The sequence below is a fragment of the Pseudomonas sp. Irchel s3f7 genome (assembly GCF_900187615.1).
Taxonomy (GTDB): Bacteria; Pseudomonadota; Gammaproteobacteria; order Pseudomonadales; family Pseudomonadaceae; genus Aquipseudomonas.
The window spans coordinates 184,024-208,459 of the sequence record NZ_FYDO01000004.1; the positions used below are offsets into that span (position 1 = coordinate 184,024).

Genomic DNA, 24,436 nt, shown 5'->3' on the forward strand with positions numbered 1-24,436 from the left:
TCGTTGGAGCCTGGTTTTTGCTCACACCGAATCCGTCACTTCATGTCGCGGCCAGTCACAATCGCAACAGATAACCCGATTGCGCCCGGTTGTCTTGGCCTCATACAGCGCCTGGTCGGCGTCGTTGAGCCATAGCGTCGCGTCAGTATGGTCGGAATTGAACGCTGCCAGGCCAATGCTCAAGCTGACTTCCAGCGCCGGACTCTGCTCATAGCCCAGGGTGGAGAATCGGTCGCGCAGTGCATCCATGACCGTCGCGGCTCGGTTCAGCGGCAAATCCGGAAGGATCACGCAGAACTCATCACCGCCATAACGCCCGGCCACATCGGTTGCCCGCAGGTTCTGCTTGAGCATTTTGCTCAGCTGGCGCAGCACGATATCTCCGGCGACGTGGCCGTAGGTGTCATTGATGGCTTTGAAATGGTCGATGTCGATCAGCGCAATCGCCCCACCTTTTTGCTGGCGTTTGCAGCGCTGGAACTCGACTTCCAGTTGATCTTTCCAGGTCCCGTGATTGAGCAACCCCGTGAGGCTGTCGGTGCGGCTCAGTGCCAGCAGTTCACGCTTTTGCCGGCCAAGGGTGTGCGCCTGCCGGAAGCAGATCCAGCCCAGTGCCAGCGGGTACAGGCACAACAAGGGTAAACAGGCATAGAGCTGCAGCGCACTGGTGGCGGGTATAAAGGCCGGGGAGAAAATCAGAACCCCAACGCCCATACCCAGCAGCTGCGCAGCCGTGCCCACCAATAGAAAGCGCGGGCCGCCAATGGAGACATTGTTCATTGCCATCATGGAGACGGTGGTGGCGCTGGGCAGCGGATTGAACTGCATGGCAGCGATCCAGAAGCCGCCAAGAAAGGAATCGATCAGCAAGTTTCGGTATTCGGCGTGATACGGCACCCTGGCCCGACGCGCCCATTGGTAAGCCAGATGTGGCCACAGCAGGCCATTGAACAACATCAATCCCCAGACCCACGGTGCCGGGTCGAGTGGATACATCGCCGCGCTCACGCACACCAAACCGAGGGCAATCCCCAGGATTCGCGATGTGTAGAGCCTCCTGGCCAGTGAAAGTCCCTTTCCTCCCGTTTTTTCCATAGGGCCTCTGTGCCACTGAACGGAATCCGATAAAACCGGGGTTGCGTGTGTGCTGGAGTCTATCAGGGCGAATTTAAATAGCCATCACCGATCAGACGGGCTGAATACCCGGGCATTTCGCCAGGCACAGGTGCCTGCCGATGCACGCAGAAGCAGCTATACATGAAGGAAGGGTTGATCAATGACGATAGGCGGAGGCGCATGCAGACCTTTCAAGTGTTGATCATCGGCAGCGGATTTGGCGGGCAGTGCGCCGCGATCAATTTGCTCAAGGCCGGCATCGATGATTTTCGCCTGCTGGAACGGCGGGATTTCTTCGGCGGCACCTGGTGCCAGAACACCTACCCCGGTGCAGCCGTCGACGTCCCCTCCCCCCTGTATTCGCTGTCCTTTGCGCCTTTTCTCTGGACGCAAATGTTCGCCGGGCAGGCAGAGCTGCACCGCTACACACATCATGTCGTGGAACACTTCGGCCTGCGGGACAAGGTGGAGCTGGGCGCCAACGTCGAAGGCATCGAATGGGACGACGCCAATAAGCACTGGACTGTGCGCACTGCGGGCAAAGGCATGTTTTGCGCGCGATTCCTGATCAATGCCACAGGCCCGCTGAGCCAACCGGTCATTCCGCACTTCGAGGGCCGGGAGCGTTTTCAGGGCAAGACATTTCACACCAACCGTTGGGACCATGCCTACGACTATCGCCACAAGCGCGTGGCGATCATCGGCAGCGGCGCCAGCGCTGCCCAAGTGATTCCGGCCATTGCCCCGGACGTCGAGCACTTGCACGTGTTCCAGCGCACACCGCATTGGGTACTGCCCAGAGCCGACCGCACCTTCGGTCGTTTCCAGCGCTGGCTGCTCGGGCTCAAACCGGCCTACACACTGCTGCGCTGGATGATCTACTGGCAATTCGAAACGCGGGTCATTGCCTTCAAGTATTCGAAACCGGCCGTGCGCATGGTCCAGCATCAAGCGCTACGCTTCCTCAAGCGCCAGGTGCCGGACGCCGAGCTACGGCGCAAGCTGACACCGGACTACACCATCGGCTGCAAACGGGTGATCCTGTCCAGCACGCTGTACCCGGCGCTGGGCCGGTCAAACGTCACGCTGCACAACCAGGAACAAGGCATCGCCTCCCTCGATGAGACCGGCATCGTCACCCGGGATGGCCAGCACATCGACGTGGATTTGATCGTCTGGTCCACCGGCTATGATGCTACTGACGGGGTGATTTCCTACCCGGTAACGGGAAAAAACGGCAACCGACTCAAGGATGTGTGGGCGCAATACCCTCGGGCCTACCTCGGCACCGCCCTGCCGGACTTTCCCAACCTGTTCATCGTTACCGGCCCCAACACCGGAATCGGCCATACATCGGCGCTGTTCATCATCGAATCCCAGATGAATTACATCCTCGATTGCATTCGTACCTTGAACGCACAAGGTTTAAGCAGCATCGAAGTTCGACCCGAAGCAGAACGTACCTACACTGAAATGATCCACCGTGAAATGGAACGCACGGTGTGGAAGTCAGGAGGTTGCCACAGTTGGTATCAAAGCAAGAGCGGTCATGTGATCGCCATGTTTCCAGGGTTCAGCTTCAGCTTTCATCGCTTGACCCGGGTACTGAAACCCGCCGATCACATTTTGTCCTGATCAGCAGTAGGGAGACGCGAAATGCTTTTATTGGTCGTCGTTATTGCGGTTTTCCTGGCCTGGAGCTGGTTGACCTACCCGGCCATCGGCTACTGGGTCTATGACTTGAACATGGCGGTCGAAGCCAAGCTGTACCGGTTGCACAAAATCGTCGTGCCAATACCCGAAATGACCGTTTCGACCTGGCAAGGCGGGCCTTACGAGGCGACCAGCAGTGTCTTGATGCTCCACGGTTTCAGTGCCGACAAGAACCTCTGGCTGCGTTTTGCCCGGCACTTTGTCGGCACCCATCGGGTGATCATCCCGGACATCGCCGGCCATGGCGAAACCGGCTTCAAGGCCGGTGGCGGCTATGACATCCCGCTGCAGGCCAAGCGGATGATCCAGTTGCTGGATGTTTGCGGTGTTGAGAAAGTTCATGTGATCGGCAATTCGATGGGCGGCTACATGGCTGCGTGGCTGGCGGCCCACTATCCGGATCGGATTGTCTCGGTGGCGCTGATCGACCCTGCCGGTGTCACTTCGCCCGAACCCAGCGATCTTGAGCGTCATTTGGCCAAAGGCCACAACCCGTTCCTGATCAACTCGCGCGAAGAGTTCCAGCGCTTCTACGCCATGACCATGGCGTCGCCGCCATGGGTGCCGAAACTGGTGCTGGATGCTGTTGCCCAGCGCTACGAACAGTCCAGGGATGATCTCGAAGAAATCTTCCGGGATTTTCGTGCCAGCCCGCCGATGGAACCCCACCTCCCCGACATCACCGCCCCCGCGCTGTTGCTTTGGGGCCGCAAGGACCGGTTGATCGACGTCAGCAGCGTGGCCATCTGGAGCAAGGGCATCGCCGATCTGCGCGTGGAAATCTGGGACGGCGTCGGCCACATGCCCATGGTCGAAGTGCCTGCCGGTTCAGCGCGTCTGTATCGGGACTTTTTGGCATCACTGCGCTCGGAAAGCCCTCAGGATCAACGGCTGCACTAAAGATGCAGTCCTTTGAAGAATGAAGTTCGTCAGAATCTTCGTTTGTCGGCGTCGTGGAAGGCTGCGATCTTTTCTCCCATCCTTCACGTCACCGCGCCAGGAATCCTGTTCATGAGCCACCCGAGTTTCGTCAGCCCAGACCTGATCCGCCAACGATTTTCCAAAGCGATGTCTGACATGTATCGCGAGGAAGTGCCGTTGTACGGCGCGTTGATGGCACTGGTGGAGCAAACCAACCGTCACGTGCTGGACAGCGATCCACAGGTTGCGAAACACCTGAACAGCACCGGTGAAATCGAACGCCTGGACCTGGAGCGCCACGGTGCGATCCGCGTCGGCACCGCCGAGGAACTGGCCACACTCGCCCGACTGTTTGCGGTGATGGGCATGCAACCGGTGGGTTACTACGACCTGACACCGGCCGGGGTGCCCGTGCATTCCACGGCGTTTCGCGCGGTGCACGAAGCAGCGTTGCAGGTCAGCCCGTTCCGGGTGTTCACCTCGCTGCTGCGTCTGGAACTGATTGAAGACCTTGAACTGCGGGCGTTCGCCCAGTCGGTGCTCGATCAGCGCTCGATTTTCACCCCTGCAGCCCTCAACCTCATTGATCGCGCCGAAACCCAAGGGGGCCTGACCGAACAGGAGGCGGATGAGTTCGTTGAGCAGGCACTGGAAACCTTCCGCTGGCACCACAGCGCCACGGTGACCGCCGAGCAATATCAACAACTCAGTGCCCAGCATCGTCTGATTGCCGACGTCGTGGCATTCAAGGGCCCGCACATTAATCACTTGACGCCTCGCACCCTTGATATCGACATCGTGCAGGCGCAAATGCCGGCCCATGGCATTACCCCCAAAGCGGTGATCGAAGGTCCGCCCCGCCGGCAGTGTCCGATCCTGCTGCGCCAAACCAGCTTCAAGGCTCTGGATGAGCCGATTGCCTTCACCGACCAGCACGAGACGCGTGGCAGCCACAGCGCCCGCTTTGGCGAGATCGAACAGCGTGGCGCGGCCCTCACACCCAAGGGCCGGGCGCTTTACGATCGCTTGCTGAATGCCGCGAGGGACGAATTGAAGGACTTCCCCAACGAAGCCAACGCCGCACGCTACAACGCCCTCATGACGCAGCATTTCAGCGAGTTTCCTGACACCTGGGAAGGCATCCGCCAGCAGGATCTGGCGTACTTTCGCTACTTCACGACAGGAAAAACCCTGGCCCCGGATGCACTGAAAGCCTCGACTCTGGAAGCGTTGCTCAGCAGCGGCTATCTGCGGATTGAACCGCTGGTGTACGAAGATTTTCTGCCGGTCAGTGCAGCGGGGATTTTTCAGTCGAACCTTGGGGACGCGGCACAAGCCCATTACGGCGAGCATCCCAATCAGCACGCCTTTGAGAAGGCCTTGGGACGATCGACCATTGATGAACTGACGTTGTATGCCGAATGTCAGCAGCGGTCGATCGAGCAGTGTTTGGCAATGCTGGAGAAGTAGGCGGTAAGCCATCCAACGGTTCCGCTTCGCCCGATAATGGCCTGGTGCCGTAATGCGCAAGAAATGGCGTATCACAGCACCATATCCGCGTTAAAAAAGGCTTGAAGCCGAACCTGTCAGGCCCTCCGGGCGAGCTCGTAAAACATTGCGCAGCGTAGCGCAGGTTTTTGCGCGCTTTTCTGGAAAAATCAGGTGATCCGGTCGCACAAAATTCACATAACCAACTGTTTTTATAGATATTTATTAGCCATGGCACAGACCTTGTTTAGGTCATTGGCCCGCAGGAGCCGTTTTTCCCGTGGGTCTCTCACCGTTCAGCAAGGAGCGCATTCATGGCAACACCCGCGTACATGTCCGTCACCGGCGAAAAACAAGGCTTGATCACTGCCGGCGCGTTCACAGCCGACTCTGTCGGCAACACTTATCAGGAAGGCCACGAAGACCAGGTCATGGTTCAGGCCTTCAGCCACGAAGTCATCATTCCGCGTGACGCACAATCCGGCCAGCCAACCGGTCAACGTATTCACAAACCCGCTGTGATCACTAAGGTGTTCGACAAGGCTTCGCCGCTACTGTTGGCGGCCCTGACCTCCGGCGAACTCATCACCAAAGTCGAAATCCAGTGGTTCCGTACCTCCGCTCAAGGTACTCAGGAACACTATTACTCCACTGTTCTGGAAGACGCGATCATCGTTGATATCAAGGACTACATGCACAACTGTCAAGACCCATCAAACTCGCACTTCACCCATTTACAGGACGTGCATTTCAGTTATCGCAAAATTACCTGGACTCACGAAGTCTCCGGCACTTCAGGTTCCGATGACTGGCGCTCCCCGATTGTAGGCTAGGTCTGGCTGGACCGCATAAACCATCGACCGGCCCTGCTGGTCGATGTGATTTTGAGAACTGCAAACAATAACTTGCCGACCGACACCAATCGGCTAATCGACAAAAACAATGAAAAAAAGAAATACCGAGCATGTATTCAGACAAAAAAAATGGCAACCATGCGGTTGCCATTTTTATTTTGAATCAGGGGCTTAGCTTATGAAGAAAGAGTCCGCCCAGTGCAAAGGCCTCGGCAATCCATGCACTGGTAAAGAGCCATGGCACTGAGCGAACGAGGGGTATTTTAGTAGAAGTAGCGGGATATGTCCGTATCGCGAAGATGAAATTTATCACATGATATTTAACTACATGTCGAATTAAATACTATGGGGCGAAATTTCCAAACTCACTTGTTCGTTCATTCAAGCGGGTTGTTCTTGTACAAAACTTGCACAAGAACAACCCACACATATAGAGCTACTACTCGATTTTAGTGCTTGCTGGTTACTGTGAGGATATCGGTGTACGTCACAATCACCGACTGGCCAACTTTCAGGTCTTTGAGTTTTGCCTGAACTTCCGGCTTCTTGACATCGACAGTCTTGGTATTGCCCTTCGGCCCTTCGAACGTCACCTGGTTCTTGGCCAAATCGATGTGGGTGATTTTCAGCTGGACTTGCACTTGGCGGTAAGCTTCGCCACCCGGGGTATCGCTGCCCGGTGCGGCACGAACTTCACCGGCGCGTTCGACGCTGCCTGGCAGGCCTTTGTCGATATCAGTATCGAGGTAGGCGGCGACGGCGCTAGTGACGCGGATGTCGACTTCATCGCCAGCCTTCAGCTTGTCGAGGTTTTTCGCTTTGTCGGTAAGCGTTACTGGAAACTCTTTGCCGTCCGGCCCCTTGAGCACCACATGATGGTTGGCAGGATCAACCGAAACGACTTTAGTGGCGACCACATCAGACACTACGACCTCAGACAGCGCAACGTCTTCGGCAACGGCGTTAAAACTGGCGGCGGACAGCAAAGTGGCGAGGGCGATGGCTTTGGTCAATGCATGGCGTTTCATAGGCAGAGCTTTCCCTGTGATAGATGGCAACAGACGGCGTACCACTAGGTTCAACGCCGCGTGTGCGATCAGCATAGACGTTGTACAGCGAGTGTTGGCAGTTTCTTGTGCAAGGGTTTCATCGCTCGGCGTGTTAATAGCGCTTTTCTTGAGCCAGATCAGTTCGCCTGCCTGCAAAAACATCGTGCCTCGCTCGATTTTTCGGGTGGCCGTGGCTCGCCGGAGTTGCGGGGCCGTCACTTGGAGTTCCGGCTGATTTCAATACCCGGTCATTTCCAGATAACCCCGCCCGGCATGACTGCCGCTCAAGCGCACCGGGCCTTCCCAGTAAGGAATGCGCAAATCCATCCACGCCTGGGTATTGAGCGCGTTGATCACGATATCGAGGTGTTTACCGGGGACTTTGATTGCCCAGCGCACCGGCATTGTCCGCCCGGCGACATTGGTGGCGTCCTGTGGAATGAGGGTGATGTCACTCGCGTGCAGCAACTGTGTCCGGCCCTCGGCGTCGATCCACGTCCCGGTGAGATAAGGCTCGCCGTCCTTTTGCCGCATGCGGTAAAGCATCACTTGCTCGCCGCTGTCCAGGTGCAGGGAAAACCAGTCCCAGCCGCTCTGGTTGGCGGTCAGCGGTTGGCTGCTCCATTCGCGATCGAGCCAGGCCGGGCCGCTGACCTGAACGCTTTTGCCGTCGATTTCCAATGTGCCGCTGGCCTGGAAAAACGGCTGGCTGTAGTAATACGAAGCCTGGCCCTGTTCGGATTTCTGGCTGAAGCCCTTTTCACCCTGAAGCACCAGCGGACGCGTCGACGTCAACTGCAATTGATAGCTGAACGTCTTGTCGCGTGCGCTCAGGTGCATCTGTGCCAGTGGGTTGTCCGCCGTGGCCTGACTGCTGAACTGCCAATCGTCGATCCATGCCTTGAACGGCCCAAGGCTGACCCCCGCCTGACCCACGCCGCCACGGGCATAGCGTTCGGCCGCATGATGCAGCGTCGCCGACGTCACGGCTGCGTGACCCAGCCAAATCGCTTGATTGCCCCAGCCCGCCTGCTCGGGCGCGGCCGTCAGGGCGCTGCGAAACAACGTCCATTGCGCGCCGAATTCGTTGCCTTGAGCATCCTTGAGATTGGCGGTGACGTACCACCACTCGATGCGAAAGCCGTCGTGGGGACCGTGATCCGCCGGAAAAATGAACGCACGGCCGGGCACAACCGGTGTGAATGTCGCAGCCTGGTTACCCAGGCCGGCGAAGCCTTTTTCATCCGGTGCGGGTTGATCGCAACCACTCGACAGCAGCGCCAGAATTAATACGCTGACCTTAATCCTCATGGGCAAACGTCCTCAACAGGTCCGCCGGTTGCGTGCGGTACAAACTGTACAGCGGCCACGCCGAAGCCAATAACGTCGCCAGCATTGCCAAACCCATCAGTTGCAACAATTGCAGCGGGAACACCCGCAGCGGCAGTTTCCAGCCAAAGGCCTGCACGTTGATGACCGTGTCCAGGCACCACGCCAACGCGATGCCCAGTGGCAACGCCAGCACCAAGGTCAGTAACGCCAGCAACCAGGTTTGCCCGAGGTTGAGCAGCATCAGTTGCCGACGCGTCACGCCCAGCGCCCACAGGGGTGCCAGTTGCCCGAGGCGGCTTTTGCTCTGGGTCAGCAGGCTGATGAACAGCGCCACGCCGGCCACGCACAACGTCAGGCTGTTGAGCGCGGCGGTGGCGGCAAAGGTGCGTTCGAAGACCTGCGTGGACCAGCCCTTGAGCCGCGCCTGATCGACAATCCGGCTGTCATCCAGGGTGAAACGCGCTTGAAGCGTTGTGACAAACCCGGGGATCGATGCCGGGTCGATGCGCAGGTTGAAGCGGTTCGGCGTGAGCTGTGGCCAGCCGCGCAGCAGGTGATCGATATTGACCAGGACATGGCCCTTGGGATTGCCATAGTCGGCATAGATCCCGACGATCTTCGGCGACCACGGGCCATTGGGTGTTGGCAAGGTCAGGTGATCGCCCAGTTTTACGTTCAGCCGCCGGGCCAATTGTTCACTGAGCATCACCGCGTCTTCCTTGGCCAACTGTTCCCACGCTCGCTCGCCCGACGCTTCCAGCAACGGCCAGTGCTCGCGATAGGTCGGGTGATCAATGATGCCAAACACCTCGGTCGGCCAGCCTTGCAGCTGAATCGATACCTGCCAGTTGGGCAGCACGGCCGCCAGTTGCGGCTGCTGATCGAGCCAGGTGTGCAGCTCCCGCGCCTGCGCCGGGCTTTGTGGATTGAGGTAGAGCTCGGCGGTCAGGCGATGTTCGAGCCAGTCGCTGAACGTCTGGCGGAATCCGGCGGTCATGCTGCCGGCGCCGATGTTCGCCGCCAGGGCCAGCAACAGCGCCATCAACGCCAGGCTCAGGGCTGGCAGTTGCTGGCGGCAATCGGCGAGAAACCATTGGCCGAGCACTGAGTGACTGCGTCGCAACGCGAGGTTCAGCGACGTACTGAGCGCCACCGGCAACGCCAGCGCTGCGCCGATCAACAGCGCGGCCATCAGCACGAAACCGCTGACCAGGCTGTCGCCGAAAATCAACGCCAGCAGTGCGATCACGCCCGTCAACGCTGCCACCCAACCCTGGCGTCGCAACCAGCGTGCGTGGGCCTGATGCCAGGCTTGCGGGTCGGCCAGCGCCAGCAAGGGCAAACGCGCCGCCCGCAGCAGGCTGTTGGCCCCGGCGAGCATGGCACCGAACAGGCTCAAGCCGATGCCGCTGAACCACCACAACGGGCTCAGGCTCAACTGCCCCGCTACTTCGGCGCCGTACAACCCGCGCAGGCTGGCGGCGACATCCGGCAGCAACACGCTCGCCAACAGGTAGCCGCTGGCGACACCGGCCACACCGCCGAGGAAGGCCAGCGCGCCCAGTTCCACGGCGAGACAGCTCAACAACATCCGCGCACTGACCCCACAGGCGCGCAGGGTTCGCAGCAAACCGCGTCGCTGCTCCAGTGCCAGGCCGATGGCGGCGTGCACGATAAACAGCCCGACCACGAACGACAGAACGCCCAGAGCATCAAGGTTCAAATGAAAACTCTCGGTCAGGCGCGCCAGGTTGTTTTCTTCGCCGCGGGTCTTGAGCTGGAGTTGTCCCTTGAGTTGATCGGGCAACGGCGCGGTGAAATCCTTCGGCAGCAGCAGGCGCGACAACTGATCCGGCAACCCCAGAATCTGCTGGGCGAATCCAATGTCCACCAGCAACAGACCAGGGGCCATGTCGGTTTGCACGTGCAGTGGCGGCAGCGCCTGACCGTTGACCGCCAGTGGACGATCAGCCTCGTGCAAGCCCAAGGCCTGCAAGGTCTGCGGCGAAATCCAGGTCTTGCCTGGCGGGCTGAAAAAATCGACCACCTGCTCAATCGCCAATGCCTGCCCGGCCACCGCAGTCCCCATCGGCAGCGACACGGGTTCGATGCCCATCAATTGCAAGCGCTGGTCTTCGTGGCCTTTGAGCGTCACGCGACCTTGCAGCACCGGCGACACCGGCCACCCCGCACGGCGCAGTTCGATAAACAGCTGCTGCGAGAACGTTCCGCCACCCGGCGCGCCGAGACTGGCCTGGGGTTCGCCGCCGATCAATTGACTGGCCCGGGCGTAGCTGTCCCGCGCCTGACTGTTGAGCGCCTGCACACCGGTCAGCAGGCTGGTGGCCAGCCACAACCCGGTCAACACACTGAAAAACTGCACCGGATGCTGTCGCCAATGACTGAGCAGCGCCCGCAGTGTTTCAGCAAAAATGCGCATATCAGTGCGCGTCCACACCGGCCAGGCGACCACCGTGCAGCACCACTTTTTCCGCCATGCGTGCGGCAACGCTGGGGCTGTGGGTGACCATCAACAGTGTTGTCGGGCTGTCATCGAGCAGTTCGAGCAGCAACTTCAAGACCTCACCACTAGTGGTTTCGTCGAGGCTGCCGGTGGGCTCGTCGGCCAGCAGCAGTTGGGGTTTCGAAGCCAATGCCCGACCCAGCGCAACCCGCTGCTGCTGGCCACCGGAGAGTTGTTCGGGATAGCGCTCAAGCAAATCACCCAATCCCAGGCGCTGCACCAGATGCGCCTGCCAGCGCGGGTCATGGCGACCGGCAAGCCGCGCCTGAAAGGCCAGGTTGTCCACTACGCGCAAACTGCCGATCAGGTTGAATTGCTGGAACACCAGCCCGATCTCGGTGCGTCGCCAGTGGGCCAGTTGCCCTTCTGTCATCCGTTCCAGCTGAAGTTCGCCGCTGCGGATGCTGCCGTGATCGACCTTGTCCAGCCCGGCGATCAGGTGCAGCAAAGTGCTCTTGCCACTGCCGGATTCGCCCATCAACGCCAGGCTGCTGCCAGGCTTGAGCGTCAGGTCGACGCCTTGCAGCACCGGCAAGGGTCCTTGCGGTGTGGCGTAGCTTTTGAAAACGCCGTGGACTTCGAGCATGGGCAAAACCCGTTCGATACGCGTGGGCCAAGGATAGCGGCCCTGAATGATTTTTGTCCGATACTGATGATCGGCCTGCCCGAGCACCGCCCTACCCTCGAGGCTGGTCTAACCATAACGATAACAATCGGAGACGCCATGCCTCGTTTCACTTTGAGCCCTCGTGGCCTGTTGGCCTGCCTGATCACTGTGTGCCTCGCGCAATCGGTGGTCGCCGCCGATGCGCCGGTCGCGGCCAGCGCCCTCACTGCTGCCAACAACGCCGCGGTGCTGCAACAACTGCCCTTCACTGATCGCACCGATTTCGAGTCAGTCAGCAAGGGCTTGATCGCGCCGTTCAAAGGCCAGGTCAAGACGGCCGAAGGCAAAGTCATCTGGGATATCCAGGCCTATGACTTCCTCGCCAAGGATCAGGCACCGGACTCGGTCAACCCCAGTCTGTGGCGTCTGGCACAGCTCAGCGCACATGCCGGTCTGTTCGAAGTCAGCCCGCGCCTGTATCAGGTGCGCGGCCTCGATCTGGCAAACATGACCATCATCGAAGGTGACGACGGCCTGATCATCATCGACCCGCTGACCATGGCCGAAACCGCCAAGGCTGCGCTGGATCTGTACTACCAGAACCGTCCACGCAAACCGGTGGTAGCGGTGATCTACAGCCACACCCACGTCGACCATTTCGGCGGTGTACGCGGGGTGATCGACGAGGCGGACGTCAAGGCCGGCAAGGTCAAGGTCTACGCCCCCGCCGGGTTCATGGAACACGTGATGAGCGAGAACGTGTTCGCCGGTAACGCCATGAGCCGTCGGGCGCAGTTCCAGTTCGGCAGCCTGCTGCCCCGTGGAGAAAAGGGCCAGGTCGACGCCGGCCTGGGCAAGAGCTCGCCGAGCGGCGGCACCGTCACGCTGATTCCGCCCACCGACCTGATCGAAAAAGAACTTGAGAGCCGCACCATCGCCGGCCTGGAGGTGGAATTCCAACTGACGCCAGGCACCGAAGCTCCAGCGGAGATGAACCTGTACCTGCCGCTGCTGCGCGCCTTGTGCATGGCCGAAAACGCCACGCAAATGATGCACAACATCCTCACCCCGCGCGGTGCGCAAGTGCGCGACGCCAAGGCCTGGGCGCAATATCTGGACGGCAGCCTGGCGCGTTATGGCGATAAGTCCGACGTGCTGTTTGCCCAGCACAACTGGCCGACCTGGGGCGGTGAACGCATCCGCACGTTCCTCGCCGATCAGCGCGACATGTACGCCTTCCTCAACGACCGCACCTTGCACTTGTTGAACCAGGGCCTGACGCCGCTGGAAATCGCCGACACGATCAAGAAGCTTCCCGGCAGCCTCGACCAGAAGTGGTACACCCGTGGTTACTACGGTTCGCTGAGTTTCAACACCCGCGCGGTGTATCAGCGCTACATGGGTTTCTATGACGGCAACCCGGCCAACCTCAATCCGCTGCCGCCGGTCGACACGGCGAAACGTTCGGTCGAGGCCATGGGCGGTGAAGCGGCGGTACTGGAGAAAATGCGCGCGGCGATGGCCAAGGGTGAATACCGCTGGGCGGCGCAGCTGGGCAATCAATTGCTGTTTGCCAACCCTGAAAACGGCGATGCCCACAAAGCCCAGGCCGAGACGCTGGAGCAAATGGGTTATCAAAGCGAGAACGCCACCTGGCGCAATATGTACCTGACCGGTGCCATGGAGCTGCGCAACGGCGTACCGCCCAATACCGGCACCTCGGTATCGGTGGATATGGTGCGGGCCATGAGCCCGGAGATGTTTTTCGACTTCCTGGCGATTCGCCTCGACAGTGAAAAAGCCGTCGGTCATGACCTGACCCTGAACTGGACCTTCGAGGATCAGAACAAGGACTTCAACCTGACCCTGCGCAATGGCGTGCTGACCCACCGCACCGGGCTCAATCCCCAAGCGGATGCCGGTGTCACCATGAGCAAGGCAACCCTGGAACAGATCAGTCTCAAGCAACTGGATATCCCGACGGCGATCCAGAAAGGCCTGATCAAATTGCAGGGCAATGGCAAGAAGCTCGGCGAATTGATGGGCAGCCTCGATACCTTTGCGCCGCAGTTCAATATCGTGACTCCGTAAATCAAAGCAAAAGATCGCAGCCTGCGGCACTCCTACGGTGACCGCCGCAAGCTGCAGTATTCCTTGTAGTAGCCGGCTTGCCGGCGAAGGCGGTCTCAAGCATTGCGCCGGGCACACGGCCCTCTTCGCTGGCAAGCCAGCTCCTACGAAGCGCCCGCGTGGCGGCATGATTCCATGTAGAAGCCAATTTGCGCAGTGAGGTGCAAGACGGTATCCGCCGTAGCTGCGATCTTTTCTTTAGGCTTGCTCAACCACCGGCATCCGCCAGCGCTGTTCAATCACTTCCTGCTTCGGCCCGTACAACCGCAAAATCACGGTAAACGCGCCCTTCTCCGGGGTCGGCAGCCAGTTGCTTGACGACGACGGCGCCGAATTTTGCAGGTCGAGCGTCAACCCACCGTCCGCGTCCATCTGCAAGTGATCGCGGCTGCTCAGGCAGTAACGGTCAATCGGATTGGCCACCAGTTGTCGGTCCGGCAGGTCGTACAGCGTCAACGACCAGAATTCGCTGGCCGGTGGCAATTGCCCCGGCGCAAAGCGCAGGCGATAACGACGCCCGCCCTGCAATGGCTGTCCTTGATTGTCCTGACGACTGCCGACGTAGAACGCCTCCTCCACACTGTTGCCGTAGATGCCGACATTCGCGGCGACGGCGCGGTTGAGGTAATTGCCATGCAGCACTTCGCGGGTGCCAAACAGGCCGAGGGTGCTGCGCGTCTGACTGACCGCCGTTCGCAGTTGCGCTTGCGCATCCTGAATGCCAGCGATCAGTGCCTCACGCACATCCGCTGGCAATGCTGCCGCATCGAACGCTTGGCCCGGCACGATGCCGATCCGGGCGAAACGTGCGCGCAAGGCCTGCTCCGATGGATGCACCGGGCACAGGCTGAGAATCTGATTCAGCGCCGCAATAAATCCCGGCCCCAACCCGGTCTTGCTGTCCCACGGTTGCCAGGCAATCGCAGGGGCGGCAACCGGTGGCGCACTGCCGGTGTACTCATGCAAAGAACGCAATTGGTACTGCTGCTGCAACGCGCGCACAGAGGGCAGATCCTCGGTATTTTTCAGACCGGTACGCCCCAGAACCATGACGATCTCGGTTTCGCTGCGCAGCACGGCCTTGATACCGGGCGGCGTTTGGCCTTGCCATTGCGGCCCGGCGACCAGGTAATCCCCCGCTTCGCGACCGGTGCTGAGCGCGCCGACATAGGCGAAGTTGTGGGTGTATTGGTCGACCAGTTGATGCACGTAGTAACGGTCCGCATCGACCGCCGGCACGCTCAACACTTGCGGCTCGCTGCGCAGGTCAAGCCAGGCCCAGGAATACGGCGTGTCATTATTCGGCGTGACGATGTCGCGGTTGCTCGGGGTGAACAACTCGCTGTAGTGACGAAAGCGATTGAAGCCGCCGACGTACTCCGGCGCGACCGGGTTGAGCGCCTGTTTTTCCATAGTCTGGTAGTGCATGAGCATCGGGTAGGCGTAGATCCACGCCTCCTGCGCGATCGCCCGCAGGTCATCGGAACCGGCCGCCAGCAACCAGCGCGGCAACATCAGGCTACCGCCCATTACGCCCATGCCGCCCAATACCTGGCGGCGACTGACGATTGAATTCATGGTTCGACCCTCGCAATGGTCGGCAAGCGATAACGGCCGTCCAGCGCCCCGTCTTTCGGCAAGTACAGGCGCAATAACAGGTTGAATGGGCCTTGAGGCGTTGGCAGCCAGTTGCCCTGCGGCGCATTTTCCGGCGCGTCGGATTGCAGGATCAGGGTCAGGCCGCCGTCGGCGTCGTACTGCAAGCCCGGGCTGCGATCCCCCAGGGCGTAACGCTGGATCGGGTTGGCCGCGAGCAATTGGGTCTTGCCGTCGTACAGGGTCAGCGACCAGAACGCGTTCACCGGCGGCAGTTGCCCGGCCGGAAAATGCAGGCGGTACGCATGTTGGCCATCGAGCAATTGACCTTGGGCGTCACGCAGCGCCATCGGGTACAGCGCTTCCACCGGATCGTTGGCGTAGATGTAGCGCCAGGCAACCGCGGCGCGGGTCAGGTCGTCGTCACCGAACTTGCCGACGTTGGTCGGTGAACGCAGCCAGCCCTGCTGTTCCACCGATATCTGGCTGGACGCTTGGCGCACTTGCTCGCGTCCCGCTTCGGCGCCTTGGGCAATGGCATCGCTCAAGTCCGCAGGCGGTTGAAATGCGACGCCAGGCTTCACGCCGATGGCGGCGAAACGGTCGAGCTTCTTCTGTTCACTGGCAGTCCATTGGTGCAACGGTGCCAATGCGTTGAAGGTATCGAACAGCGTCTGGGCGGGACCGTGCTTGGTGTCCTGATAAGCGGGCAGTTGCAGCGGTGCCAACGGTTCAGGCGCCGCGCGACCGCTCACTGTGGACAGGGGCTGCAACGCATAACTGCTCAAGACCTTGGCGGCGTCCTTCTGGTCGGCTTCACCCTTGACCTCGGTGCGCCCCAGCAGAAACACCAGACGACTCGGCGAGCGAATCACGCCGCTGAAACCCGACGGCACCTCACCCTGCCAGTCCGGCCCGGCGATCAGGAAGCGCCCGGCCTGATTGCCGGTGGCACGGGTGCCGATGTAATCGAGGTTGTTGGTGCGCATGTCGACCAGTTGAAAGCTGTAGTAACGGCCTTGCACGGCCGGCACGTCCAACACCATGGGCTCGCTGCGCAGGTCGAGCAAGGCTCGGGAATAGAAGGTGTCGTTGTTTGGCGAGACGACTTTGTTGTCTTGCGGGCCAAGCAAGCGCGGTTCGCCATAGAGCCGGTTGAACGGCAGTTTGGCGGCGATGGCGGTGAGCACTTTGTCGTGCTCGACGGTGGCGTAGGCAAACACGTAGGCCTCTTGGGCCAGCGCTTTCGCCTGGGGTTGGTCGAGGGTTTCTGCGTGAACGGTGCCCAGGCTTGCGCCCAGGGCCAGAGCGGATATCCAGTGGCGCATGGTTGATCTCCTTCCTCATAAACATCAGCACACACCCGTCCCTGTAGGAGCCCGGCTTGCCGGCGATGGCGATCTTACGGACGCCATCGCCGGCAAGCCGGGCTCCTACAAAGGGGTTTGCGGTGCACTTGGGCAAATCGCGTTATTTGGCCCAGCGCCGCAGGTCCGACGGGGTGTAGTCGTCGGTCTTGGCGGCGAAGCCGACGCGCATCGGTTCGGTCTCTTCGTTGGCCAGGCCACCGGCGTAGTAACGCCCGGAGATCAAGTCATACGAGGTTTCCAGCACGTTGTAGGTGAAGCCATGGTCGTACTGCTGAATCGCGTGCAGTTCGCCGCTGCGCCACAGTTCGCCGCGACTGTCGTACTGGTCCGACTGCGCGATCTGCCAGCTGTCCTCGTCCACATAGAACCGGCGTTTGGCGTAGATGTGCCGGGCGCCAGGCTTGAGGGTGGCTTCCACCACCCACACCCGATGTTTCTCGTAACGGGCCAGGTCCTGGTTGACGTGATTGGGTTTGATCACGGCGTCGTACTTGAGGTCGCGGCTGCCGATTTTGTAGCTGTTGTACGGGATGAACAGCTCCTGCTTGCCCACCAGTTTCCAGTCGAAACGATCCGGTGCGCCGTTGTAGCCGTCGATGTTGTCGGCGGTGATCAGGCCGTTGCTGTAACGGGCGCTGTTGTCGTACGCAATCATCGGCGCGCGGCGCACGCGACGTTGGCCCGGCAGGTATTGCCAGGCGGAGCGCGGTTCCGCGACCTGGTCGATCGGTTCATGCACCAGCACCGCTTCACCGGACAAACGCGCCGGTTCCAGCACTCGGCTCTTGAACATGAACAACACGTTGTTGCCCGGTTCCAGCCCGCCCACGGTGTCGGCGAAGTTGATCAGCGACTGGTTGCGCACGTAGCTGGTGGCGCCGTTTTCGCGCACCAGCGCCGAGCTACTGATGCGCTCGTAACTGCCGCCGCGGTAACGGGTCATGTGGTTCCACATCACCTCAAGACCTTCGGTGGGCAGCGGAAACGGAATGCCTTTGGCGTAGTCATGCAAACCGTTACCGCCATCGGCCATGCTGGTTTTGGCGACGTTGTCGCGGCTCACCGCCAGCACCTCCTTGGGCAGGTTGGCGCTGCGATGGGTCGGGTAGATGTTCATCTTGTAGGTATCGGGAAAACGCTTGAACAGCGCGATCTGCCCGGGGCTGAGAAATTTCTCGTACTGCGACAGGTTCTTTGCGGTCACGGTGAACAATGGCTTTTCAGCGGCATACGGATCGCTGTAACCGCCCTTGCTGTCGACGGTGCCGGCGTTGCTCGTCAGGCCTCCGGTCCAGGCCGGGATGCTGCCGTCGGCGTTGGCCGCCATTTCCGAACCCATGGGTGTCAGGGTCTTGCCCAGGGCCGCCGAGTCGGTGCCTTTGGCCTGTGCCAGGCCCACGGTGCAGGCCAGGGCCAGCACGCACATTTGCATACGCATAACGGTTCTCCTTAGAAGTCTGCCTTGAAGCTGACGGATGCGAAGTCGCGGTCGTCGAGGGTGCTGTAGTCGTTGGAACCGAAGAACGTGTTGTAAGCCAGTTCCACGCTGTAATCGTTCATGTAGACGCTGGTCAGGCTGACGCCCAACGCTTGCTGGCCTTCCTGGAACGGTCCCTGCGGATCGTACGAATAACCCTCGACGTCATGCCGCCAGTTGACGGCCGGAATCAGGTTGATGCCCGGCAACACGTCGCTGTATTCCAGGCTGGCGCGCAGGCGATAACCCCACGACCAATCGGTGGCAAAACCCTTGTCGGTGCAGTACTGATTGGTTACGCCCGAGGCGGCGGTGTTGCACGGTATGCCGTTGCGCGTCGAACTGCGGCCGAACGCGGCGTTGCGGCCCAGACGCTCGTCACCCAGATCGTCGATGTGCACGACACCGGCTTCACCAAACAGGCTCAGTCGCGTGGCACCCAGAATGTTGTCGATGGCCTGGGTCGCCGAAGCGGTCGCCTGCCATACGCCCTTGCGCTCCCACGCGTCAAAACGGTTGCCGCGGTTGACGTTGAACCCGGGCGGCAGTTGCACCCAGGAACTACCCGCCGCACCGGAGATCACCGCAACGTTGACGTCCGGCGCGTTGATCGCCAACGGCATGTTCGGGCGATAACTCACTTCACCAGCGAGGGAAATCCCGGTGATCGGCTCGACGCCATTGAGGCTGATGCCGTACAGACGAATGTCTTCCGGAAACGCCGCCGCGTAGCTCGGTGCCTGGATGCGGCCGGGGAAGGTTCCGCGAATGGCGGTGTTTTTCGCATCGAGAGTGAAGTACGGCAGACGCGAGTGATAGTTGATGAAGTAGACCGCCGCTTCGGCATCGTTCAGCGCCGGGATCATCTGGCGCAAGGCGAAGCCGAACTGACCATTGTCGGACGGTGATTCGTTGCCACGGGACGTCGCATACAACCCCGACGCCTGCATCTGTTGATCGGTCTGCACCTGGCTCAGGTACAGCGGCCCACAGCCCTTCTGGATCGCATCGCTGCTGGCGAAGAACGTGCCGCAACCGTCGAGCACGCTGGGGCGCCAGTTGTACTGGTAGAAGCCTTCGAGGTTGGTGGTGTCGGTCAGGCCGAAGCTGAAGGAAATCATCTCCACTGGCAACTGGCCTTCCTTGATTTCTACACCAGGTCGGTTGAACGCGGAAACATCCAGCGGGTTGATCACGTTGATGCCGTTCTGGATCAGCAGCGCCTCGCCCCAGGACAACACCTGGTTGCCGACTTTCACGTTCAGTGGGTGCTCGGCGATCTGGAAATCTTTCCAGACGTACGCATCGAGCATTTCAAAGCCCTTGAACTTCGACAGGTCATCCCAACCCGAATCGTCGAAATCCTTGAAGCGTCCCTGACGGGTTTCGTAAGCATGGTCGTACCAGTATTTGAAGCGAACGAACGCCCCCTGGCCCTGGCCATCGAGGCTGAAATCGGTGAGGCCCTTGAAGACCTGGGAGATGGGGTCGCCGTCCTCGAAGTTCAGCCGGTTGTCGTCGGCACTGACGCTGCTGCCATTGGCTCTCACGCCCTGCGCTTGCAGGGCGTTGGCGCGGGTCATCAGGCTTTTGTCAGGGCTTTGCGTGGACCAGCTGCTGCCCACGGACAGACTGGTCTTGGTCGACAGGCTCCAGTCTTCGTTGAGGTCGAAGGTGGTGGCGGACGCAGGGCCCGCGAGTACAGCAAGCACCGCCAGTGCAAGGGGTTGCGGGCGGGTGTGGCCAAGCCGGGTCAGTCGTTGGCGGACTGGGGCTGTGGCCGAGCGGTTTTTTATCATTATTAGGCTCCGGTCAGGGTTGCTCAGCTCTGACACGGTGCCTAAGTGTCAGCCATGACACGCAAGCGATGGCTGACAAAAAGTAATCATTGGGGGTTGGTTCAGGGTTTTGTGCATGCACAAATTATTCGAACGGCACCCAACCTGTAGGAGCAAGCTTGCTCGCGATGAGGCCGGTGCATCCAACATCGATGTTGACTGACAGACCGCCATCGCTGGCAAGCCAGCTCCTACAGTGTTTGCGTCGAACATGAATGATTCGAACGACACCAAGCCTGTAGGAGCAAGCTTGCTCGCGATGAGGCCGGTGCATCCAACATTGATGTTGGCTGACAGACCGCCATCGCTGGCAAGCCAGCTCCTACAGGTTCGAAGTACAGTCACAAAACCCAGATCGGCGCCAAGGCTACAACCCCAACCGAAACTGCTTGGGCGTAATCCCGAACTGTTTGCGAAAGGCCCGAATAAAATTACTCGGTTGCCGATACCCAAGGCGTTCGGCAATCCGCTCGATAGGCTGATCCCCTGCTGTCAACCAATGCCGCGCCATTTCCAGGCTGTCGCTGCGGCTGTGTTGCGCGGCAGACGCTTGCCAATGCCGCAACATGCCCTGATGCAAAAACGGATTGGCCCCCAGCAGCGTTTCATCAAGCCAGGCCAATGGCAGGCTCAGACACGGATGCGGCCCTTCGCGCACATCGACACCGACGCCACGCAACCACTGGCCCGCGGCTTGCTGCGCCGTCAGGCTGACGCTGGCAAACACCTCGCCGGGCGCCCGCCCAAGGCGCCGGGCAATGTTGCGCACCAGGCTCAGCGTCGCGGCGTCCAGGCCAAAAAAGTGCGGCTGCCGATCCGCGCTGCGCAGGTGCAGCTGCGCCTGTTCAGCGGTCTCTTCGACTTCGGCGATCACGTAGTTGGTCACCCGTGGCAAAAACTCGGTGAAGCACTCAAGACTCGCACGCAGGGTCGCGGCGGAGTCCAGCAGAATGTTCAAGCCCTGCAACGTGGTGGTCGCCATGCCATTGACCAACTCGCAGCCGAAAGAAGCCCCCGCACCCGCACGTTCGCATTCATTCCACAGGCGTTCGACCAGATGCGCGGGCACATGCGTCCCCTGCCCGTCCAACAGGGAAAGACTGATTCCGGCGCGCTCCAGCAATTGTTCCTCACACAGCCCGGACTGCCCGGCATGGCTGAGAATGGTGCGGGTGAAAGCACTGGAAATAAACGGTTGGCTGGTCATGGCAGGCTACGGCGAGAAGACAGGCATGTACTTATGCCAGTGTCTGTGATATCGATCCAATGCATTAAAAGTATCCGCTGAATGCAGGAGACGCATGATGGATCTACGACAGCTCCGCCACCTCGTGGCACTGGCCGATTACCGCAACTTTGGCCGCGCCGCCGAAGCGATCAATCTCAGCCAGCCTGCCTTCAGCCGTAGCATCCAGACCCTTGAACGGGACCTCGATTGCGCCCTCGTCGAGCGCAGCAGCCGCGAGTTTCGCCTGACCGGCCAGGGTGAGCTGGTGCTGCAACATGCCCGACGCCTACTCGCGGGCAGTCAGGCGTTGCACAACGAACTGACCCAGTACAACGGCCTGACCGGCGGTGAGCTGAAATTCGGTTGCGGCCCCTACCCGGCCCAACTGTTGGTGCCCGAGGCGCTGGCGGAATTTATCCAGGCGCATCCGGCGATCCGCATCAGTTTTGATCAGGGCGATTGGGAACAACTGGCGTTGTGGCTGCGCGAACAGCAGATCGAATTCCTGGTGGCGGACTCGCGCTACTTCACCGGCGATCCGCAGTATCAGGTGCACGTATTACGCCCCCGGCGCGGGCGGTTTTTTTGTCGTGTCGGTCATCCTTTGGCCCAGCGTGAAAACCTGTCCCTGCGTGCCCTGCTCGACTATGCGGTGGTCGGCACACGCATCCCGCCGATGATCCGCAAGATACTGGCCGATGTGCAGGGCGAACCGGACTTCAACCCCAGCGTGGAGTGCGCGCAATTCGACGCGATTCGCCGCGTGGTGATGCGCTCCGACGCGGTAGGGATCGCCACAGTGGAAGCCCTGGCTGAAATGGTCGATCAAGGCCTGATCTGTTTCCTGGAGTTCTCCGACGTGCCCAAGGATGATCCCGGCCTGCAACTGCATTACGGCATCGTCAGCCGCGCCGGGCATTCCCTGACACCCGCAGCACTGGCGATGGTCGATGCGATCCTGAGCGTTGACCGGCGTTTGCTGGCGTCGAATTAAGCGCGATCTCGGTGCCTGACAGCGCATTTGTGGCGAGCGAGCTTGCTCGCGCTGGGTTGCGCAGCGACCCCAAAAAACTGGCGCCTGCTTCGCAGTCCCAACGGGAGCAAGCTCCCTCGCCACAAATGATTATTCGCACGTGAATAAGTGAAAATCAGGCACGCCGTGCCAGCGCCTGCAACGCCCGCGGCTCGCCCAGGGCGCGCAGCAGGCAATGCATCGCTTCTTCGCGGCTGCGTTCGAAGCGGTAACGGGCCTCGATGTACAGCGCCAGTTTCAGCTCCACCGGTTCATCCAGTGGCAGCGGCACTTGCTGCAATCCCAGCACCGTGGCGACACGGCTCGGCAGGCTCATGCCGAAGGGCTGGCGGTCGGCAATCAGTTTGGCGGCCAGGGTGCTTTGGGTGCTCATCGCCAGGGTCCGGCGCAGGCCTTTGAGGCCAAGCTGCAAGTCCACCGGGCTGAGCCCGTCGCGGCGGCTGGAGATCTGAATCTGCGGTTGTTCCAGATAGGCTTGCAGGGAACGCGGTGGTTCCTTGAGCGCCGCGCCATAAGCGAACACGTAATGGTCGGCCGGCAGCGATTGCTTGTGCAGGCCGGCGAGCCCGGCCAGGGGCTGGTCGAGGTCGATGAGGATATCGAGTTTGCCGCTGGCCAGGTCCTGCAAGGCGTCGCGGCGCCGAGGCTGAAAGTAGCGCACCTGCCAGTCGGCGTGGGGCGATTCGAGCAAGGCATCGAGCAACACCGGTTGCAGACAATCCAGACAACTGATGCGCAGCAACGGGTTGTTCTGCCGCGCAGCGGGGATCATGCGCAAGCCATCGCGCAACGACTCCAGCGCCGCTCGCACGTAATCGGCCAGACGATGGGCGACCAGTGTCGGCGTCACCCCCAGACGACTCTTGATGAACAGCGGGTCGCCGCACAATTCGCGCAGGCGACGCAACGCATTGCTCATGGCCGGTTGCGACAGGCACATCACCTCGGCGGCACGGGTGACGCTGCGCTGCTGGTAGATCGCATCGAAGGCAAGCAAAAGGTTCAGGTCGAGCTGGCGTAAATCAAGCATGGTCTTGCTCCGGCAAATCGCTTAACGTCGGGCAGCCTAACCAGTGTTCCGAAACAAGCTGTGAGCCCTACATGACAAAAAGCGATCAGCCATTGCACGTTCAACCCTCAGCCAATGCGTTCTACGCCCCGACGTTGCTGCCGGCCATTGAAGAATTGCTCGCACGCGGGATTGCCCGTGAACGCATCGAAGACCTGTTTCGTCGCAGCCTGTTCGAATTGCGCACGCCGTTCATGCGCATACCGCTGTTCATGTCGCGACGCTTTTGGGCGTTTGCCCTGGAGCAGACGGGCGATCCGTTGATCGGTCTGGCGGCGGGTCGGCGCTTCGTTTCCACCGCCACCAATGGTCTGACCTATCTGTTCGACGTGGCTGCCTCACTGGACAGCGCCTGTGAGTATTTCGTGCGTTTCTTTCCGTTTTTCAACGGTCACTTTCAAGCGCAGATCGTGCGCGGTGAAAACAGTGTCGAGTTGCGCCTGCTCGACTGCGGCAGCGTCAAGACCCCTGCGGCGACCGCCGACTACATCCTCATCAGCCTGTGCAGCATGTTGCGGCGAAAATTCCTCGCCAGCGGGCTGGAGCGCGATCCGGTGCTGGGTGTCAGTCTGCCCGGACCCGCCCCCGCCAATTCTCAGGAACATGAACACGCCTTGCGCGCCACCGTGCAATGGCAGCAACCGCACTATTCGATTCACCTCGATCCTCAGCTGTTCGTCATCGCACTGACACCGGGCAATCATGAGCTGGAACAAACCCTGGTCGAACTGCTGGAGCAGACCCGGCGCAACAGCGAGCCCACCTTGCTGGAGCAAGTCAGCGACTACCTGATCGCCGATCTCGCCGATGCCAACTGGCAGCAGTTTTGCGCCGCCCATCATTTGCTCGAACGCACTGCAGCCCGGCGCTTGAAGGCACTGGGCTGGAGTTTTTCAGAGTTGCTGGATGAATACCGTCGCTGCCGCGCTGAAGACTTTTTGCAAGCGGCGGACCTGGAGTTGGTAGAGATTTCTGACCGGTTGGGCTACAGCGATGTGCAGAGTTTCAACCGTGCGTGTTTGCGGTGGCTGGGTTGTGCGCCGGGTGTGTACCGGATGCGCCGAAGCAAATAAGGTAGGGAGAACCGCGTC

Annotated in this window: 18 protein-coding genes; 7 read left to right on the forward strand and 11 right to left on the reverse strand. The window is 60.4% G+C overall.

Annotation, left to right across the window (positions count from 1 at the left end; genetic code table 11):
- Nucleotides 1-21: 21 nt before the first annotated feature.
- Complete coding sequence (locus tag CKW19_RS05050) at nucleotides 22-1,095, reverse strand: diguanylate cyclase (protein ID WP_095056875.1); 1,074 nt, start codon at nucleotides 1,093-1,095, stop codon at nucleotides 22-24.
- Between the two features lie 201 nt (nucleotides 1,096-1,296).
- Here CKW19_RS05050 and CKW19_RS05055 point away from each other — a divergent pair, with 201 nt between their 5' ends.
- The 4 genes from CKW19_RS05055 to CKW19_RS05070 all read left to right on the forward strand — a co-directional run bounded on the left by CKW19_RS05055 (nucleotide 1,297) and on the right by CKW19_RS05070 (nucleotide 6,071).
- Nucleotides 1,297-2,751 carry an NAD(P)/FAD-dependent oxidoreductase gene (locus tag CKW19_RS05055; protein ID WP_095056876.1) on the forward strand — a complete coding sequence of 485 codons (1,455 nt, stop codon included), beginning with the start codon at nucleotides 1,297-1,299 and terminating at the stop codon, nucleotides 2,749-2,751.
- Nucleotides 2,752-2,772: 21 nt separating this feature from the next.
- Nucleotides 2,773-3,729 carry an alpha/beta fold hydrolase gene (locus CKW19_RS05060; protein WP_095056877.1) on the forward strand — a complete coding sequence of 319 codons (957 nt, stop codon included), beginning with the start codon at nucleotides 2,773-2,775 and terminating at the stop codon, nucleotides 3,727-3,729.
- A 111-nt stretch (nucleotides 3,730-3,840) separates the two neighbouring features.
- Nucleotides 3,841-5,220 (forward strand): VOC family protein, encoded by a 1,380-nt coding sequence (locus CKW19_RS05065; RefSeq protein WP_095056878.1) that lies wholly within the window; start codon nucleotides 3,841-3,843, stop codon nucleotides 5,218-5,220.
- A gap of 332 nt (nucleotides 5,221-5,552) precedes the next feature.
- On the forward strand, nucleotides 5,553-6,071 hold the full coding sequence (locus CKW19_RS05070) for an Hcp family type VI secretion system effector (protein WP_095056879.1): 519 nt from the start codon (nucleotides 5,553-5,555) through the stop codon (nucleotides 6,069-6,071).
- A 470-nt stretch (nucleotides 6,072-6,541) separates the two neighbouring features.
- On the opposite strand, the gene CKW19_RS05075 is transcribed toward CKW19_RS05070, so the two are convergent.
- The 4 genes from CKW19_RS05075 to CKW19_RS05090 form a co-directional block, all read right to left on the reverse strand.
- Nucleotides 6,542-7,120, reverse strand: coding sequence for a hypothetical protein (locus CKW19_RS05075; RefSeq protein ID WP_095056941.1), 579 nt, complete (start codon nucleotides 7,118-7,120; stop codon nucleotides 6,542-6,544).
- Between the two features lie 258 nt (nucleotides 7,121-7,378).
- Complete coding sequence (locus CKW19_RS05080) at nucleotides 7,379-8,452, reverse strand: lipocalin-like domain-containing protein (RefSeq protein ID WP_095056880.1); 1,074 nt, start codon at nucleotides 8,450-8,452, stop codon at nucleotides 7,379-7,381.
- Nucleotides 8,442-10,913, reverse strand: coding sequence for an ABC transporter permease (locus tag CKW19_RS05085; RefSeq protein ID WP_095056881.1), 2,472 nt, complete (start codon nucleotides 10,911-10,913; stop codon nucleotides 8,442-8,444). Before CKW19_RS05085 ends, CKW19_RS05080 begins: the two co-directional genes overlap by 11 nt.
- A 1-nt stretch (nucleotide 10,914) precedes the next feature.
- Nucleotides 10,915-11,583: an ABC transporter ATP-binding protein gene (locus CKW19_RS05090; RefSeq protein WP_095056942.1), complete on the reverse strand. Its 669-nt coding sequence runs from the start codon at nucleotides 11,581-11,583 to the stop codon at nucleotides 10,915-10,917.
- Between the two features lie 138 nt (nucleotides 11,584-11,721).
- On the opposite strand from CKW19_RS05090, the gene CKW19_RS05095 reads away from it, so the two are divergent.
- The gene (locus tag CKW19_RS05095; protein WP_095056882.1) at nucleotides 11,722-13,695 is read left to right on the forward strand and encodes an alkyl/aryl-sulfatase; all 1,974 of its coding nucleotides are present in this window, start codon (nucleotides 11,722-11,724) and stop codon (nucleotides 13,693-13,695) included.
- Nucleotides 13,696-13,932: 237 nt separating this feature from the next.
- Here the strand turns inward: CKW19_RS05095 and CKW19_RS05100 are convergent, their stop codons facing one another.
- From CKW19_RS05100 to CKW19_RS05120, 5 genes are all read right to left on the reverse strand, one after another.
- Nucleotides 13,933-15,312, reverse strand: coding sequence for a DUF1254 domain-containing protein (locus CKW19_RS05100; protein WP_095056883.1), 1,380 nt, complete (start codon nucleotides 15,310-15,312; stop codon nucleotides 13,933-13,935).
- Entirely contained in the window at nucleotides 15,309-16,658 is a 1,350-nt protein-coding gene (locus CKW19_RS05105) for a DUF1254 domain-containing protein (protein WP_095056884.1), read from the reverse strand. The genes CKW19_RS05100 and CKW19_RS05105 overlap by 4 nt, the downstream gene beginning before the upstream one ends.
- Nucleotides 16,659-16,800: 142 nt before the next feature.
- On the reverse strand, nucleotides 16,801-18,138 hold the full coding sequence (locus tag CKW19_RS05110) for a DUF1329 domain-containing protein (RefSeq protein WP_095056885.1): 1,338 nt from the start codon (nucleotides 18,136-18,138) through the stop codon (nucleotides 16,801-16,803).
- A gap of 11 nt (nucleotides 18,139-18,149) precedes the next feature.
- Nucleotides 18,150-19,976: a DUF1302 domain-containing protein gene (locus CKW19_RS05115; protein ID WP_095056886.1), complete on the reverse strand. Its 1,827-nt coding sequence runs from the start codon at nucleotides 19,974-19,976 to the stop codon at nucleotides 18,150-18,152.
- Between the two features lie 406 nt (nucleotides 19,977-20,382).
- Nucleotides 20,383-21,222 carry an AraC family transcriptional regulator gene (locus tag CKW19_RS05120; RefSeq protein WP_095056887.1) on the reverse strand — a complete coding sequence of 280 codons (840 nt, stop codon included), beginning with the start codon at nucleotides 21,220-21,222 and terminating at the stop codon, nucleotides 20,383-20,385.
- 97 nt (nucleotides 21,223-21,319) lie between these two features.
- On the opposite strand from CKW19_RS05120, the gene CKW19_RS05125 reads away from it, so the two are divergent.
- On the forward strand, nucleotides 21,320-22,237 hold the full coding sequence (locus CKW19_RS05125; protein ID WP_095056888.1) for a LysR family transcriptional regulator: 918 nt from the start codon (nucleotides 21,320-21,322) through the stop codon (nucleotides 22,235-22,237).
- Nucleotides 22,238-22,391: 154 nt separating this feature from the next.
- On the opposite strand, the gene CKW19_RS05130 is transcribed toward CKW19_RS05125, so the two are convergent.
- Nucleotides 22,392-23,306, reverse strand: coding sequence for a LysR family transcriptional regulator (locus CKW19_RS05130; RefSeq protein ID WP_095056889.1), 915 nt, complete (start codon nucleotides 23,304-23,306; stop codon nucleotides 22,392-22,394).
- Between the two features lie 71 nt (nucleotides 23,307-23,377).
- Here CKW19_RS05130 and CKW19_RS05135 point away from each other — a divergent pair, with 71 nt between their 5' ends.
- Nucleotides 23,378-24,418 carry an AraC family transcriptional regulator ligand-binding domain-containing protein gene (locus CKW19_RS05135; protein WP_095056890.1) on the forward strand — a complete coding sequence of 347 codons (1,041 nt, stop codon included), beginning with the start codon at nucleotides 23,378-23,380 and terminating at the stop codon, nucleotides 24,416-24,418.
- Nucleotides 24,419-24,436: the final 18 nt, after the last annotated feature.

What these genes read in the sequence shown, in the direction of transcription:
- CKW19_RS05095 (WP_095056882.1), top strand. Translation starts at nt 11,722, where the DNA reads ATGCCTCGTTTCACTTTGAGCCCTCGTGGCCTGTTGGCCTGCCTGATC.
- CKW19_RS05130 (WP_095056889.1), bottom strand. Translation starts at nt 23,306, where the DNA reads ATGCTTGATTTACGCCAGCTCGACCTGAACCTTTTGCTTGCCTTCGAT.
- CKW19_RS05060 (WP_095056877.1), top strand. Translation starts at nt 2,773, where the DNA reads ATGCTTTTATTGGTCGTCGTTATTGCGGTTTTCCTGGCCTGGAGCTGG.
- CKW19_RS05090 (WP_095056942.1), bottom strand. Translation starts at nt 11,583, where the DNA reads ATGCTCGAAGTCCACGGCGTTTTCAAAAGCTACGCCACACCGCAAGGA.
- CKW19_RS05115 (WP_095056886.1), bottom strand. Translation starts at nt 19,976, where the DNA reads ATGATAAAAAACCGCTCGGCCACAGCCCCAGTCCGCCAACGACTGACC.
- CKW19_RS05135 (WP_095056890.1), top strand. Translation starts at nt 23,378, where the DNA reads ATGACAAAAAGCGATCAGCCATTGCACGTTCAACCCTCAGCCAATGCG.
- CKW19_RS05080 (WP_095056880.1), bottom strand. Translation starts at nt 8,452, where the DNA reads ATGAGGATTAAGGTCAGCGTATTAATTCTGGCGCTGCTGTCGAGTGGT.
- CKW19_RS05100 (WP_095056883.1), bottom strand. Translation starts at nt 15,312, where the DNA reads ATGAATTCAATCGTCAGTCGCCGCCAGGTATTGGGCGGCATGGGCGTA.
- CKW19_RS05120 (WP_095056887.1), bottom strand. Translation starts at nt 21,222, where the DNA reads ATGACCAGCCAACCGTTTATTTCCAGTGCTTTCACCCGCACCATTCTC.
- CKW19_RS05125 (WP_095056888.1), top strand. Translation starts at nt 21,320, where the DNA reads ATGGATCTACGACAGCTCCGCCACCTCGTGGCACTGGCCGATTACCGC.
- CKW19_RS05050 (WP_095056875.1), bottom strand. Translation starts at nt 1,095, where the DNA reads ATGGAAAAAACGGGAGGAAAGGGACTTTCACTGGCCAGGAGGCTCTAC.
- CKW19_RS05075 (WP_095056941.1), bottom strand. Translation starts at nt 7,120, where the DNA reads ATGAAACGCCATGCATTGACCAAAGCCATCGCCCTCGCCACTTTGCTG.
- CKW19_RS05070 (WP_095056879.1), top strand. Translation starts at nt 5,553, where the DNA reads ATGGCAACACCCGCGTACATGTCCGTCACCGGCGAAAAACAAGGCTTG.
- CKW19_RS05065 (WP_095056878.1), top strand. Translation starts at nt 3,841, where the DNA reads ATGAGCCACCCGAGTTTCGTCAGCCCAGACCTGATCCGCCAACGATTT.
- CKW19_RS05085 (WP_095056881.1), bottom strand. Translation starts at nt 10,913, where the DNA reads ATGCGCATTTTTGCTGAAACACTGCGGGCGCTGCTCAGTCATTGGCGA.
- CKW19_RS05055 (WP_095056876.1), top strand. Translation starts at nt 1,297, where the DNA reads ATGCAGACCTTTCAAGTGTTGATCATCGGCAGCGGATTTGGCGGGCAG.
- CKW19_RS05110 (WP_095056885.1), bottom strand. Translation starts at nt 18,138, where the DNA reads ATGCGTATGCAAATGTGCGTGCTGGCCCTGGCCTGCACCGTGGGCCTG.
- CKW19_RS05105 (WP_095056884.1), bottom strand. Translation starts at nt 16,658, where the DNA reads ATGCGCCACTGGATATCCGCTCTGGCCCTGGGCGCAAGCCTGGGCACC.